Here is a 14,829-nt window from a genome sequence, read left to right as displayed (position 1 = left end):
TATGAGAAAATTTATACAGAACATAAAATTTGCCGGAGTACTGGCAGTAGTGCTAAGCCTTGTCGCTTTCGTATCCTGCGAAGAAGATGATGCAGAATTGCCGGAAGTTTCGGCAGGATTTACCTATACCCTTGATGAAGATACCGGGGCAGTTACCTTTTTCAATACCTCAGAAGAAGCTACGATGTACAGCTGGGATTTTGGCGACGGGCGTACTTCTAAAGAGATCAACCCCATGCGAGCTTTTGGAACAGGTACGTATGAAGTAACCCTGACGGCTAAAAACGCTGCGGGTGGTTCAGATAGTTTTACAGATACTGTAGTGATCAACATTCCATTACCTATGAATCTTCCGGTGACTTTTGACGATCCTAATGTGAATTATGTGGTAAATACCTTTAATGGTACGACTTTTCAAATTGTATCCAATCCTGACGTTTCGGGATCAAATGATAAAGCTTCTCAGGTAGGTGAAATCGTTAATGCAGGTAACCAGTTTGAAGGAATCACCTTCGATGTGGGTATGGCTGTAGATCTGACCACTGAGAAAACCATCACGATGAATTTCTGGTCTGAAACTGCGATTCCGGTTCTGTTGAAATTAGAACAGGGTACCGGTGCAGATGTTGAGGTGAGTGCAAACCATACCGGTAGCGGTTGGGAAAGTCTTCAGTTTGACTTTAATTCTGCAGCGAGTTATTCGCGAGTGACCCTCTTTGCAGATGGCCCGGGCAATACTGCCGATACGTTTTATGTAGATGATATTGCACAGATTGAAACTCCGGTACCACCATTTGATTCAGGCTTGTTGATAAATGGTGATTTTGAGGCAGGTATCCAACCCTGGATAGGTAATGGTGCCAACGCCGTGACAGAAGGAGGTAATACCTATAATTTCGTAAACGTAGAAACTGCAGGGGAACCTTTTAATGTGAATTTGAGTCAGGTTGTTGAAATCACTCAGGGAACCAATTATATTCTGACGTTTAACGCTTCATCAGATCGCGCCAGAACGATTCTCGCGGGTATTGGTCTTAACGAAGCCCCTTTTACCAATACGGCTCCACAAATCAATCTGACCACAGAAACCCAAACCTTTACCCTGCAATTGAGTGCTGCCGACTTTGGCGGTGCAAACAGCCGCGTGCTTTTTGATATGGGTGCAGATACTGGTGTTGTGGTTCTGGATAATATTTCCCTTGTAGTAGGAGGTGACGGAAGTGACAGTAACCCCGGAGGAACCGGCGGAGGTGGCTGTACCGGTACCCCGGTAGCCGCAACAACGCTTCCTTTAAATTTTGAAGGTTGTCAGACCTTTTTAGCTTCCAACAATTTTGGAGACGGTATCACTTCAGGTCTTGCCGATAACCCAAGCAAAACAGGTATAAATACCTCAGATTATGTACTTCGTGTTGACAAGCCTGCCGGTTCAAGTTTCTTTGCAGGTATTCAAAACACCTTCAATCCTAATTTTGATTTAACGACGACCAATACCTTCAAACTTAAAGTGTATTCCACTAAAGCGAATGTGGTCTTTAGATTTGAGCTTGCGGTTGATCCTCAAACCGTTCCGGTAACCGGTAATCCTGCTCCCGTTTTTGTAACGATTCCGGAAGCAAATACCTGGACAGAAGTTCAGTTTACGTTCACCAATTTACCGGCTGCGCCTACGGCTTACAATCAATTGGTTATTAAGCCCGATAACAATCAGGCTAATGATGCAATTACCGCAAACGGCACCTATTACCTCGATGATCTTAGATTGGAAGCTGCCGGAGGCACCGGCGGAGGTGGCGGAAGTGATTTCGATTCAGGATTGCTCGTAAATGGTGATTTTGAAGACGGAGCCAGCCCCTGGACGGTAGGAGTAGGAAGTAACCCTGCGCCCACTACTACCGAAAATGGAAATACCTTTTATTCGGTTAACGTAGAAACTGCGGGTGATGCGTTTTTAGTAAACCTGAGCCAAAAATTAACCATTGTTCCGGACGCTACCTATACGCTTACTTTTGACGCCTGGTCTGATCGCAATCGCTCCATAATAGCCGGGATAGGTTTGAGTGACGGTAATTTTGCCAATACATCAGCAAATGTAGCTATAACTTCAGAGCGTACAACGTATACCTTAACGCTAACAGCAAATGGTTTTGGTGATGCAAACAGCCGCGTACTTTTTGATAACGGTGGCGCAGTAGGCCTTGTAAATATTGACAATGTATCCCTCACTCGCAATGACACCGGCGGCGGAACCGGAGGAACCGGCGGTGGCGGTGGTACTTCTGATAACTTTATCACCAATGGTGGTTTTGAAGCCGGAGAAACCGGATGGACATTTTTTCAAAATGGAGGCAGCTCCATTTTGGATAATTCTTTAGGTAATGGAAGTGCAGCATCTACGAAGATTAGTACTAATGGTCCTAGTAACCCGGCCATTAAACAAGAGCGATTTGGTGCCGGCGTTGTAAAAGCAGGAGATGTGATCGAGGTAAAATTTGATCATATAGGTTCCGTAACTCAGCCCGGAGCGGTATTTAATGTGATTTTATTTGGTGAAACTGCGAATGGTGCCTCATTTACGCAGGTTTTTGATCCAAGGCCCGCCCTAACCGATACCTGGACAACGTTTACAGCGACCTATACCATTCCCGCAGGAACGAATGTGAGTGAAGGGCTGTCGTTGCTTATCGAGTCGGTTTGCGGTGGAGATGCGGGATGTAGTGTTTCTGCTAACGTAGATAATGTTTCTGTGACCGTAAGAAATTAGAAAACTTTAAAAGCAATTAACTATTCAGGAGCTGATCAGGTTTAAAGATCAGCTCCTTTTAATACCTAAATTTTAAGACTATGAATACGACAAAAGCGCTGCTATCCCTTATGGTTTTGGCTTTTGCCACGCAGCTTGCTTCGGCGCAAAAGGGAGTAAACGATCTCGATCCCGTAACCGAGCGGAAAATCGATTCGATCATCAATCTGATGACCCTCAAGGAAAAAATGGGCCAAATGGTGCAATACAACGGGAGTTTTGATCTTACCGGAGCACCCTCAGAGATTGATGGGAATACCAAGTTGCAAAAACTGCGCGCTGGTGAGGTAGGTTCGATGCTCAATGTATTGACTGCTGCCGGTACCCGCGAGGCTCAGGAAAATGTAATGAAGTACAGCCGGTTAAAGATTCCGTTGATTTTTGGGTATGACGTGATTCACGGGTATAAAACCATGTTTCCCGTGCCCCTGGGCGAAAGCGCAAGCTGGGACCTTGAAGCTATTGAAAACGGAGCGCGTATTGCAGCTGTAGAGACCGCAGCTTCCGGGGTGCACTGGACTTTTGCGCCTATGGTAGACGTTTCCCGTGACGCACGTTGGGGTCGTATCATGGAAGGCGGCGGAGAAGATCCGTATCTCAACAGCGTCATAGGCGTTGCCCGCATAAAAGGTTTTCAGGGAACTGATCTTTCTGATGTATTCAGTATTGCAGCCTGTGCCAAGCATTTTGCCGGATACGGTTATGGTGAAGGCGGAAGGGATTACAACACGGTAAATGTGGGTATTTCCGAATTACAAAACTCGATATTGATGCCTTTTAAAGCTGCTGCCGAAGCCGGCGTAGCTACGTTTATGAACAGTTTTAACGAGATTGACGGTACTCCTGCGACAGCCAGTGTGTATTTGCAGCGCGAAGTGCTAAAAAAAGACTGGGATTACAAAGGTTTTGTGGTTTCAGACTGGGGTTCTATTGTTGAAATGATCAACCACGGCTATGCAAAAGATAAGATGCAGGCCGGTGAACTCGCCGTGAAGGGAGGAAGCGATATGGATATGGAAGGTTTGGTCTACGAGGAGTCTCTGGTTCCTTTAGTTGAAAACGGAAGCATAGACGAAGCGCTTTTAAACGATGCGGTACGCCGAATCCTAAGGGTGAAATTTAATCTGGGACTTTTTGAAGATCCTTATAAATACAGCGATGAGACCCGGGAGGCTCAAAATGTCTATACCGAAGCACACCTGGAAGCGTCTGAAGACATCGCCCGCAAGTCTATTGTTTTGTTAAAGAACGAAAATAATGCACTTCCGCTAAAAACCTCTTTAAAAAGTATTGCGGTAATTGGTCCGCTGGCGGCAGATAAAGATTCGCCATTGGGTAACTGGAGAGCGCAGGCCGTGCCTAATTCAGCCGTTTCGGTTTTAGAAGGTATTCAGAATAAACTGGGAGCTGCTGTTGAAATCAATTATGCCAAAGGTGCCGATTTAGCTATCGGGGAGCGTGCATTTATTCAGCCTTTAAAACTTAATCAAACCGACACGACAGGTTTTGCCGATGCCGTTGCCGCAGCAGCAAAATCGGAAGTTGTCGTAATGGTATTGGGTGAAGACGCCTACCAGACCGGCGAAGCGCGCAGCTATACCGATATTACCCTGGCCGGAGTACAGCAGGAATTGCTTGACGCCGTGCACGCGGTTAATGAAAACATTGTTTTGGTACTGATGAACGGGCGTCCGCTAGATTTGTCGAAGCCAAACGAGCAGGTACCTGCAATTTTAGAAACCTGGTTTTTGGGTTCACGTGCCGGTAATGCCATTGCAGATGTGTTATTCGGCGATTATAATCCTTCCGGAAAGCTTCCGGTTTCGTTTCCGCGCAATGTGGGGCAGGAGCCGTTATACTACAACCGTAAAAACACCGGTCGCCCCAGCAGCGATTTGATATTCTATTCAGGTTATGAAGACTCGTCTATTGAAGCTTTGTTCCCCTTTGGTTTTGGCTTAAGCTATACCAGCTTTGAATACAGCGACATCAGTCTGGGTGCAGAAACCTTAAACGCTGATGGAACGCTGACCGCTTCGGTAAGTGTGACCAATACCGGCGATGTTGCAGGTAAAGAAACGGTACAGTTGTATATACGTGATCTTTTCGCCAGCAAAACCAGACCTATAAAAGAATTGCGCGATTTTAAACAGATCGAATTAGAGCCGGGCGAAAGCAAAACGGTAACTTTTGTGATCACGCCTAAAACACTGGAATTTTACAGTGCAAACAACATCTGGGAAACCGAACCCGGAGATTTTGAGGTGATGATAGGTACCAACTCGATGGATTTGAAAAAGGCTGCTTTTAGCTACGAGTAAATTCCAATTTTGAATAAATTAAAAAGGCTTCAGTAGATTACTGAAGCCTTTTTTTATGTCACTTCGAGTGGCTAAAGCAAAGCAATAGCGTAGCTTTAGATGTATCGAGAAGTCTTCTTAGTTAGTATGTCTCTTGCTCACCGGGCTTCTCGATACACCAGTCTCGGTCTCACCTCGTCTGGCACTCGAAGTGACACTCCTCGATAACTTTTACTAAGTTCTTGCTCTCAAAATCACTCGAATCCATATTCAGATCAGAATAAAGCTGACACCTTAGGCAGTAGAAAGACTGGAGCTGAGGCGACTTAAAACCGGTAACTCAAATAAACCCCCTGATAATCATCACCCATTATCGGGCTAAACGAAAGGTTCTCGTACTTTTTCTTATGCAGCTCGGGGACTAATATACCACTGGCGGCTCCCAGAGCATAACCCAGCAGAACGTCGCTAAAGAAGTGGTTTCCGGCCTCCATACGCAGGGTTCCCACCGTTGCAGGGATTAGGGCAGCACCCGTCCAAACCAGCCATTTGTTTTTCATATCGGGATTAAAATCGGTCCATACTTTAGCAGCAAAAAAGGTTGCAGTCGCCGAAGCTGCCACGTGACCCGAGTAAAAGCTGCGGGTATTGGTAGATTCAGTGCGCTCATTCAGCGGAATATTTTCGTTATAGGTACGCGGACGCAAACGATCGGTCAGTCCGGCCGAAAGTGTAAATAAGGCTGCCGTGGTCGACAGCGATTCCAGATACATCACGCTGATCTGCCCGGTGTGGTTGCTTTGATCTTTGGTAAACAACATCGCCAGCGGGATGGCAAACGAAGTGTAAAAGGGCACATCGCTTATTTTGCTGAGGTTTTCATCGTAGTTGCCGGCATTCCAGCGGTCAAAAAACGGAATGTTATCTTCATTCAGGTTCATTATCGTTTCTTCATCGATGCGTTCTTTATCCTGAATGATAAGAAAGCCCGCGGTGGTACCGGCCAGTCCCAGTCCCAGCCAGGTCGCATCTTTACCCCAGCTGAGTTCATAGGGAGATTCGGTTTCCTGAGCAAAAACGCCCGACGTTAAAAGCAAAAAGCAAAGACAAAGAATACGCATAAAGTTAAGATTAGGTTGTTCTGACCAAAATGCCTAATTCTGCCGTTCCTACAATCTGCTTTAACGATTCTATAAGCAAGATTTAGTAGTATTTTAAAGATTACTACTGCCTATATTTGCGCTATGAGTACATTAGTTGCCATTACCATCAGGCCAGAGTTGCTTGAAAATAACGAGTATATCATCAAGCAGGCGCTGCAAAAGGCCAATATTCCCTTTTCGCAGGTGTCAGACTGGCGCATCCGCAAACGCTCTATAGACGCGCGTAAGCGCCCGGTAAAGCTGCAGTTGCAGGTAGAAATCTGGAAAAAAGGGGAGTCTAAGGCACAGCTCAGTCGTTTTATAGCCCGGGATGTGCGCCCGGCACCTGCTATTGCCATAATAGGTGCCGGCCCTGCGGGATTGTATGCGGCGCTCCGGGCCATTGAGGCCGGTTTAAAGCCGGTTGTGTTTGAACGCGGAAAAGATGTGCGCGAGCGCAGACGCGATTTGGCCAAAATCAATAAGGAGCTAATTGTAAACCCGGAGTCGAATTACTGTTTTGGCGAGGGGGGTGCCGGTACCTATTCAGACGGGAAATTGTACACCCGTTCTAAAAAGCGCGGCAATGTCCTCAAGGCGATGGAATGGCTGGTGCATTTTGGCGCAGATGAAGATATCCTGGTAGATGCGCATCCACATATTGGGACCAACAAATTACCCAAACTCATTACGGCTATGCGGGATGCCATTCGCGAAGCAGGAGGGGAGGTACACTTCAACTCCAAGCTCACCGATTTGTTGATCGAAGACAAACAGATCACCGGACTGGTCATCAACGACAAAATCAAGTACGACTTTAAAGAAGTGATATTGGCGACCGGGCATTCGGCACGGGATATCTTTTATTTGCTTCACGAAAAAGGGGTGAAGATCGAAGCCAAACCCTTTGCGCTTGGCGTACGGGCAGAGCACCGTCAGGAAGTGATTAATTACATTCAATACCACGGGGAAACCGATAATCCTTATCTGCCGCCGGCGTCCTACAGCCTGGTAGAGCAGGTAGACGGGATGGGCGTGTATTCGTTTTGTATGTGCCCCGGAGGAATCATCGCCCCCTGCGCTACCGATCAGAACGAGGTGGTGACCAACGGCTGGAGTCCCAGCAAACGCAATAATCCTTATGCAAACTCAGGAATTGTAGTGAGTGTGGAGCCCAAAGATTTGCCGGGATATAAACCGGATGATCCTTTCGTAAGCCTCAATTTTCAAAAGATGGTGGAGCATGCCTGCTGGATAGCCGGGGGTAAAACCCAGCGTGTACCGGCACAGCGTATGACCGATTTTGTAAAGGGCGTTAAATCGAAAGACTTCCCCAAAACCTCGTACCAGCCCGGGATTGTGAGTGCCGATTTAAACGAGGTGCTTCCGCCCTTAATCGCCAAACGCCTGAAGAAGGCTTTTGTGGCTTTTGGCAAAAAGATGCCGGGCTATTTATCAGCTGATGCGGTATTGCACGCGCCCGAGAGCCGTACCTCTTCACCTGTTTCCATCCCAAGGGATGAACGCAGTCTTCAGCATATCGAAATCAAAGGTTTGTATCCTTGCGGGGAGGGAGCCGGTTATGCGGGGGGAATCATGTCTGCTGCTATTGACGGGATCAATTGCGCAGATGCCGTTGCGGTTAAATATGGGCTTTAAGTAAACTACCCCAGGGGCAGTACTACAAAGTATTTTTCGGTAAAAATGTTCAAATTCAACGAAAGTCTTTGGGTGCTGAAGTCCTTTGTTGGTGCCCATAAACACAAAACCCTGCACTCGGCAGGGTTTTGTTTCTAAGCTTTGGGGCTTATTACGTCTTGGTATCTGGATTATTGAACTTCAGGAGCAGCAGTAGTATCAACTACAACTTCCTCAACTTCTTCTACTTCTACTTCAACAGGAGCTTCAACTGGAGCAGCTTCCATAGAAGTTTCCTCCATTACTTCCTCTGTTTTCTCCTCAGCAGACTCTCTGCAAGAAGAAACAGTGATCATTAAACTCAAAGCAAAAACAGCTAAAAAAATGCGTTTCATAGTATAAAATTATTTTGCGTTAAAAATGCGTGCGAATCTAATTTAAATTTAGACTCGTGCAACATCTGCAACTACTTTTTTTTAATTTTTTTAACTGATTTTTATTTCAATTAAAATATTGAAAATCAATTTATTAAAAATAAATGTAGCTCAGAATCAGGCAATTTTTCTTTTAAAACTTCCTGTAAAAGGGCTTTACGACCTCAAAAATCACGCACAGATCTTCTGGCCTAAATTTAAAGGAATGCAAGCCAATAAAAAACTCAGCCTTTTGGGACTGAGTTTTATTCTATAAAAGTGAGTTATTACTACAATTTTTGAAGCCCTTTCACTTCCGCTTTATCGGTCACCGGAACGATACTAATTGCATAACCTCCACCCGGAGCACAAACCTGCTTCAGTTTTGATTTTGAAGTCACCACATATTGGGTAATGGTGTACGCCTGGGGATTGGTCTTGTAATGCGCGTCTGCTGCATCGGCATAAACGGTCGCGATGTATTGGGTTTTGGGCGAAAGAAAATCAAACGCGATAGATGAGGTGCGTTTTTCTTCATCATTGGTACGCCCTACAAACCAGTTCGGCGAATTTTTCGCTTTGCGGGCATAGGTAATAAAATCTCCCGGCTCGGCTTCAAGCACTAAGGTCTCATCCCAATCGATCGCCACATCTTTAATAAACTGAAAGGCATCCAGAAACTTCTCATACGTTTCCGGTAAATCGGCGGCCATCTGTAGCGGACTGTACATCGTCACATACAAAGCCAGCTGATTGGCAATGGTAGCATTTACGTGCGAGTTATTGTCCGGGTTGTATTTGCTCACGTCCATCTCAAAAATTCCCGGCGTATAATCCATAGGTCCGCCAATGAGGCGGGTAAACGGAAGAATGGTCGTGTGATCGGGATTGTTTCCGCCAAAGGCCTGGTATTCGGTACCACGGGCAGATTCGTTTCCGATCAGGTTGGGATAGGTGCGACGCAGACCAGTAGGCCTTACAGCCTCGTGCGCGTTGACCATCACCTGATAGTCTTTAGCCTTATCAATAGCATACAAATAATGATTGTTGGCCCATTGCCCGTAATGGTATTCGCCACGTGGGATGATATCGCCTACATAACCGCTTTTAACCGCGTTGTAGTTGTTTGCTTTCATAAACTGATACGCGGTATCCATATGGCGCTCGTAGTTGCGTATAGCCCCTGAGGTTTCGTGGTGCATCATAATACGTACGCCCTTGTCCTTAGCATATTCGCGAAGCTCCACCACATCAAAGTCAGGATACGGAGTGACAAAGTCAAACACATAATCTTTTGATTTGCCAAACCAGTCTTCCCAGCCCACATTCCAGCCTTCTACCAGTACCTGATCAAAGCCGTGTTTAGCGGCAAAATCAATATACGCTTTCACATGTTTAGTGTTGGCAGCGTGTCTTCCGGTGGGTTTTAGGTTTTCAAAATCGGTTACGCCCAGTTGTACGCTGGGTACGTCCCCGTAGGCCCAGCTGCTTTTACCGGTAATCATTTCCCACCAGACCCCGATGTATTTTACGGGCTTGATCCAGCCGGTATCTTCAAATTCGGTAGGCTCGTTGAGGTTAAGCGTCATATTGGATAGCAGGATGTCTCCGGCTTTTTCCCCGGCTATTATCGTTCTCCAGGGCGTATTTCGCGGAGCCTGCATATACGCCATATTGCCTACCGCGTCCGGGGTAAGATGCGCCTCAAAAGTCATAGCTTCGGTATCAAAATCCAGGTGCATGGCCGAATATTCAACCAAAGCGGCTTCGTGCAGATTGAGGTACATCCCGTCGTCGCTTTTCAGCATCAGCGCGGTTTGTACGGTAGAATCAGATATGGGCGTCATCGAGGCATTGGCGCCGTTGCGCTCGAGCGCGGCCTGTACCGAATTTTTGATCTGCGAGATTTTGGTTTTGGTATAGTTGTATTCCTGGGTATCAAAATCCCCGGGAATCCACCAGGCGGTATGATCGCCGTTCATCGCAAACTGTGTTTTTTCGTCCTTAATCACAAAATAAATCAGATTATCCTGCGCCGGAAACTCATAGCGAAAGCCCAGACCATCGTCAAATAACCGGAAGCGAATGTGCATCATACGAGCGGTAGTTTCCTGCTTCAGCATTACGAGTAGTTCGTTATAGTGGTTGCGAATGCTGCTGCTTTCGCCCCAAACAGGCTTCCAGGTTTCGTCAAAGCTGGCAGTTTCTGATTTTTCAAGGCTAAAACCTTCGGTCAGATCTTCGGCATCTGTAAGTTCAAAGCCTAAACGACTGGGTTTAATCAGAACTTTCCCTTTATACGAAAGAGAATAGGTGGGTTTTCCGTTTTCAACAGAAAAGTCTAAAGTAAAATTTTGATTGGGTGAACTGATTTGCTGCGCGTGTAGCGGTAAGAAGGCCAAGGCACAAATCAGGTAAAGTACATGTTGATATTTCATGAATTTTAATTTAATTATAAAGTTGTAGTATCAGGAAAACAAAGGTACGGGATAGAAAGCCTAATTAAAAAGAGGATCAAAAAAAAGAGTGCTTAAAAAAGCACTCTTTAGGAATTTCAGGTGATTTTAAAGGAGATCAGTTACTTTGATTAACACTTGAACTGTTAGTAACTCCTGTTTGGGTAACCGTACTTAGATGCGCAAGTCCGGTTTGGAAAACGCTGCTTTGGTTGGTGTTTCCATCCTGAAAAACAAGACTGCTGTTGGAGGTCCCATATTGAATAACGCTTGAGATATTTGCGGTTCCTAACTGGTCAACGTTTGAATCGTGATCTGCTCCATCCTGATACACCGAACTCCGGTGAGACGTACCCAACTGATAGGTGTCTGCCTGATTGCGGTTACCCTGCTGGTCTGTTGAGGCGGTATTGTAGTTGCCCGATTGAACCAGATCGGAATTGTTGTAATACCCGCGCTGATCGGTGCCAAAATATCCGCGAGACAGGCCGTTGCTGACATTGCCGTCACCGGTTTGTACAATGGTAGAGATATTGTGATTCCCGCCCTGATGTGTACCCGAATTGTTATTGTTACCCACAGAGCTTGAGGTAGCGCGGTTGTTGCTTCCTACCTGTAAAATGCCCCAGTTTAAGGCAGAACCCCCGGCCCGGTTGCGGTTTCCCGATTGATAGGAGGAGGCGGTATTTACAAAACCCTCCTGTGTGATGCGGAATGCGTTGTCATCACCCAATTGTTCTATGGAAGCGGTATTATCATCATCGATCTGGTCGATATCTGCCGCATTGCGGTTCCCGATCTGCTGAATACCCCAGTTTAAACTCGTTAAATAGGTACCGCTGTTGCGGTCTCCCCGTTGTACCAGAGAAGCTTTGTTATCAGATCCACGCTGAAGGGTTGCGGCACCATTATCGTCTCCCACTGAAGAGGTTTCCGAAAAATTGCGCGATCCTGCCTGGTAGGTACCCCAGTCGTTTCCGCGGCCTCCGTAGTTTCTGCGACCTTCCTGGCGCACCATTGCAAGGTTGTCGTTTCCATTTTCAGCCTGCGTGACACGGTACTCATTACTGCTCCCAATTTGCTTGATATATGTATCCTGATTGGTACCAATCTGATCGATATCGGCATCGTTTGACTTTCCGGTCTGTCTCGAATCGGAAAAGTTAGTCAGCCCCTCCTGGTTGAGGTCTAAAATATGGAGTCTCCCGGCCTGTAGGGCATAGGACTCGTGGCCCGTTCCGGTTTGTGTAACTACACTCGTATTGGTCTGTGCGATTAAGAAGGTACCGCAGAACAGTGTTCCGAGCAAAAAAAACAGTTTCCTCATAACAGGTTGATTTAATTAATATATAGAATGGTTAAATGTCACAATTGTATGCTGCCTGAGTTGGCCGGGGGTGCTTATAGAGGAAAGCAAAGGGTGAGTACTGGGCCAGCTACAAACACCTGTAGCTAATTTACGGGAAAGATTGGGTACATGGCAGCCGATGGAAGCTGTTTTTTAGTGCGGAAGGAGGATATTTGATTAAAACCTGTTTTTAATCGCTGAACGACTGCTCAATACCTTTTCAGGATGCCGAAATGCTTTTTAAAACCATTCCGGATGAATTGGAGTACTGTTTAAGCCTTAGTGTAACTACCCGGTCAGTTGAGCATCATAGCGCCATAAATGTTAAGGTTTTTTTATTCGGAATCTTAAAATCACGGGAATGCAGGAGCTGTATTGGGAAGGCTTTAGCACTTGATGCTAAAGTATGTATAAGACTCTTTAAATAGGCGGTCTTGCTTCTTATCTTAGTGAAACAAAATCGAAAACTATGAAACTTTTAATAAGCATCATCAGCGTCCTAATACTTTCTTTTTCGCCTATAACTTCTAAAGAGGCGAACGCAGAAATCACTAACGATACCTTTGTAAATGCAGAACTTACCTTTGACGGCTATGAAGGCGAATATTACTTTTTTACCGACGCCGATTTACAGGCGGTGGTTCTTGAAAGCTCAAGCGAACTGGCCATTGACCTGGAAAACGGAAACTATGAAGGAAGCCGGGTAGTGGTAGCCTATAAAGCATTAGACCGGTCTGCCGATTCGTCCAGTGAGGGTATCATCAAAAGCATTACGCTTGCCAATGACAAATAAGATCTAAACATCTCAAAGAAATAATATTAAAAGCCAGACAGTTCTTGTTTGGCTTTTCTTTTGGGTACCGGTCAATAGTAGACCGGATTCAAAAATCTCAAAGCCCTTTCAGAAAACCGCTATTTTTAAAGCGCGTAACATTCTTAGAAAGCCTGGTTCGCTTGATTAGAGTTGGTTAGAGGGTGGTGAGGTGTTTTTTTTGGGGAAAAGTTGGGTTTGGTTTAATTATAAAAGTGTTATGAGCAAAGACCAGAAAGGGTTGTATAAGGGTGACAATTTAAATTTAATTAATTCGTCTTGCCATCTTATAAAAAGGAACAGAAATACTTTCTTTAATCCTTTTTTTTACTCTCCGGCTCAATTATATTTCCGTCAATCTGGTTTTTAAATATGCCTTTTCCAATAAGTAATTGAATTGCAACGGACACGAATTTATTTGAGTATCCAAGCTTTGAAGCGATAGTTTTATGAATACCAGTTTCCCAAGGCTGTTTAGGAAGTTCCCTAGCTATTTGCTTCAACATTTCTTCGTTAAGATACACAGGTTTTAAAGGTTCTTGATAATTTGATTTTGTTTTAAATCTACTCAGTTTAATTTCACCTTTTTTTGCACCATCTTGAAGTACCTTTTTATAACTTGATATTTGCTTTTCGGTTCCCGAAATAATTAATTCCAGCGTTTTCTCATCAGTTTTATTTCGGTTTTCGGTGAGGGAACTAAGCATAGTAAATTCGTCTCCAGCCCAGAATTCAAAAGATGGTTTCAAATAATCTTGTTCACCTTGTTTGAGCATTACTACCACCCGGCTTTTGGCCTCAACAATTTTTGGTTTTCTGTTTTTCGTATAGATAAGCTGATTAACCTTATATTTGATTTGATCGTTAATAAGAGCAGCAAAACCTTTAAAGTCTTTAAAACTTTGTTGCAGATACTCTTCTGTAATTGTAATGGACGGATGATCATAATTATATCGCTTTCTATATTGATCATCTGTTTTGCCTAATCTATGAACTAGTAGATGCCGACGATCATGATACTCTTCCATTTTCTTTTTTCCGGGACTGAAATTTCCAAACTCAATTCCGAAGTGTCGCTTATAATATTTAACTATTTCATTAAATCCACCACTGCTTAACTTTCGCAATTCTTTAGTGATCACTTTATTGAAAATTATAGAAGGTGAATCGAGGGATAGTAATTCCGCTTGAGTAAATTCAAGTTTAATATCCTGTTTCTTAAATGGCTCTTTGGTAGCAATAAAAACATCACGAATTAAATCAATGAGAAAAAGTTCTAATGCCGAAATAAGCCTGACGTAAACAATTTCTGATAGGTTCTTTTCATTTTTTAAAAGATCTTTTCTTCTATTGATATAATAATCCGACTCATTAAATTCCACACCGACTGTATTAAAACTAGTTTTATCCTTTTTCCATAAATGGATAAGCAGGCTCGTTTGTTCGTAGGTAAAAAGTGTCGCTTTATAAAACCGCAATAAATTTTCACTTTCAGCTAAGAAATTTTTGTATGATTTCAAGTGTGATATCTCTTAAAATAGCAGCTAACGATCTCAGATAACCGTCAGTTACGGGTTAGTATGCGTTAATTTTCGGTTTAGCATTGGCGTTTGCAATTTCGATTGGGTTTGGATATTGTCGAATCCACACAATTACAGATAAAAATTGTAGACTACAGTTATTTTTATTTAATCAGCCAATAAATTAAAATCGCTGGAACAATAATTAGGACGTGATATAAAAATTGAGTATTCCAATAGTATCTTAGTTTAATAATTCCAATATTCAACCTGAGCATCCCCCAAAAATTAGGACAGTAATTTAAGTTCCAAAATAACTTTAAATTTACTGTTTTATGACACGAAGAAAATTCACACCCAAGTTCAAGACCAAAGTGGTTTTAGAAGCTCTCAAAGAG

At 44.3% G+C, this 14,829-nt stretch carries 10 protein-coding genes; 5 read left to right on the top strand and 5 right to left on the bottom strand.

Annotated features, from left to right (window positions below):
• Position 1 precedes the first annotated feature (1 nt).
• Together LLW17_RS13625 and bglX are read left to right on the top strand one after the other, a co-directional pair.
• A complete protein-coding gene (locus LLW17_RS13625; RefSeq protein ID WP_228230845.1) occupies positions 2 to 2,764 on the top strand; it encodes a carbohydrate binding domain-containing protein in 2,763 nt (920 codons plus the stop codon).
• 80 nt (positions 2,765 to 2,844) lie between these two features.
• Positions 2,845 to 5,124: a beta-glucosidase BglX gene (gene bglX / locus LLW17_RS13620; protein WP_228230844.1), complete on the top strand. Its 2,280-nt coding sequence runs from the start codon at positions 2,845 to 2,847 to the stop codon at positions 5,122 to 5,124.
• A 305-nt stretch (positions 5,125 to 5,429) separates the two neighbouring features.
• Here the strand turns inward: bglX and LLW17_RS13615 are convergent, their stop codons facing one another.
• Entirely contained in the window at positions 5,430 to 6,224 is a 795-nt protein-coding gene (locus LLW17_RS13615; protein WP_228230843.1) for a phosphatase PAP2 family protein, read from the bottom strand.
• 123 nt (positions 6,225 to 6,347) lie between these two features.
• On the opposite strand from LLW17_RS13615, the gene LLW17_RS13610 reads away from it, so the two are divergent.
• Positions 6,348 to 7,904, top strand: a complete 1,557-nt coding sequence (locus LLW17_RS13610) for an NAD(P)/FAD-dependent oxidoreductase (protein ID WP_228230842.1) — start codon at positions 6,348 to 6,350, stop codon at positions 7,902 to 7,904.
• Between the two features lie 170 nt (positions 7,905 to 8,074).
• Here LLW17_RS13610 and LLW17_RS13605 read toward each other — a convergent pair whose 3' ends face one another.
• Positions 8,075 to 8,278, bottom strand: coding sequence for a hypothetical protein (locus tag LLW17_RS13605; protein WP_099646232.1), 204 nt, complete (start codon positions 8,276 to 8,278; stop codon positions 8,075 to 8,077).
• A 118-nt stretch (positions 8,279 to 8,396) separates the two neighbouring features.
• On the opposite strand from LLW17_RS13605, the gene LLW17_RS13600 reads away from it, so the two are divergent.
• Positions 8,397 to 8,573 carry a hypothetical protein gene (locus tag LLW17_RS13600; RefSeq protein WP_228230841.1) on the top strand — a complete coding sequence of 59 codons (177 nt, stop codon included), beginning with the start codon at positions 8,397 to 8,399 and terminating at the stop codon, positions 8,571 to 8,573.
• Between the two features lie 13 nt (positions 8,574 to 8,586).
• On the opposite strand, the gene LLW17_RS13595 is transcribed toward LLW17_RS13600, so the two are convergent.
• Together LLW17_RS13595 and LLW17_RS13590 are read right to left on the bottom strand one after the other, a co-directional pair.
• Positions 8,587 to 10,734 carry a glycoside hydrolase family 97 protein gene (locus LLW17_RS13595; protein WP_228230840.1) on the bottom strand — a complete coding sequence of 716 codons (2,148 nt, stop codon included), beginning with the start codon at positions 10,732 to 10,734 and terminating at the stop codon, positions 8,587 to 8,589.
• Between the two features lie 136 nt (positions 10,735 to 10,870).
• Positions 10,871 to 12,079, bottom strand: coding sequence for a hypothetical protein (locus LLW17_RS13590; RefSeq protein ID WP_228230839.1), 1,209 nt, complete (start codon positions 12,077 to 12,079; stop codon positions 10,871 to 10,873).
• A 490-nt stretch (positions 12,080 to 12,569) separates the two neighbouring features.
• On the opposite strand from LLW17_RS13590, the gene LLW17_RS13585 reads away from it, so the two are divergent.
• Positions 12,570 to 12,893: a hypothetical protein gene (locus LLW17_RS13585; protein WP_228230838.1), complete on the top strand. Its 324-nt coding sequence runs from the start codon at positions 12,570 to 12,572 to the stop codon at positions 12,891 to 12,893.
• 332 nt (positions 12,894 to 13,225) lie between these two features.
• On the opposite strand, the gene LLW17_RS13580 is transcribed toward LLW17_RS13585, so the two are convergent.
• Positions 13,226 to 14,431, bottom strand: a complete 1,206-nt coding sequence (locus LLW17_RS13580) for a hypothetical protein (protein WP_228230837.1) — start codon at positions 14,429 to 14,431, stop codon at positions 13,226 to 13,228.
• Positions 14,432 to 14,829: the final 398 nt, after the last annotated feature.

Source organism: Leeuwenhoekiella parthenopeia (assembly GCF_020782115.1).
Lineage (GTDB): Bacteria > Bacteroidota > Bacteroidia > Flavobacteriales > Flavobacteriaceae > Leeuwenhoekiella > Leeuwenhoekiella parthenopeia.
This window is presented reverse-complemented; position numbering and strand designations above follow the sequence as displayed.

What these genes read in the sequence shown, in the direction of transcription:
- LLW17_RS13625 (WP_228230845.1), top strand. Translation starts at nt 2, where the DNA reads ATGAGAAAATTTATACAGAACATAAAATTTGCCGGAGTACTGGCAGTA.
- bglX (WP_228230844.1), top strand. Translation starts at nt 2,845, where the DNA reads ATGAATACGACAAAAGCGCTGCTATCCCTTATGGTTTTGGCTTTTGCC.
- LLW17_RS13615 (WP_228230843.1), bottom strand. Translation starts at nt 6,224, where the DNA reads ATGCGTATTCTTTGTCTTTGCTTTTTGCTTTTAACGTCGGGCGTTTTT.
- LLW17_RS13610 (WP_228230842.1), top strand. Translation starts at nt 6,348, where the DNA reads ATGAGTACATTAGTTGCCATTACCATCAGGCCAGAGTTGCTTGAAAAT.
- LLW17_RS13605 (WP_099646232.1), bottom strand. Translation starts at nt 8,278, where the DNA reads ATGAAACGCATTTTTTTAGCTGTTTTTGCTTTGAGTTTAATGATCACT.
- LLW17_RS13595 (WP_228230840.1), bottom strand. Translation starts at nt 10,734, where the DNA reads ATGAAATATCAACATGTACTTTACCTGATTTGTGCCTTGGCCTTCTTA.
- LLW17_RS13590 (WP_228230839.1), bottom strand. Translation starts at nt 12,079, where the DNA reads ATGAGGAAACTGTTTTTTTTGCTCGGAACACTGTTCTGCGGTACCTTC.
- LLW17_RS13585 (WP_228230838.1), top strand. Translation starts at nt 12,570, where the DNA reads ATGAAACTTTTAATAAGCATCATCAGCGTCCTAATACTTTCTTTTTCG.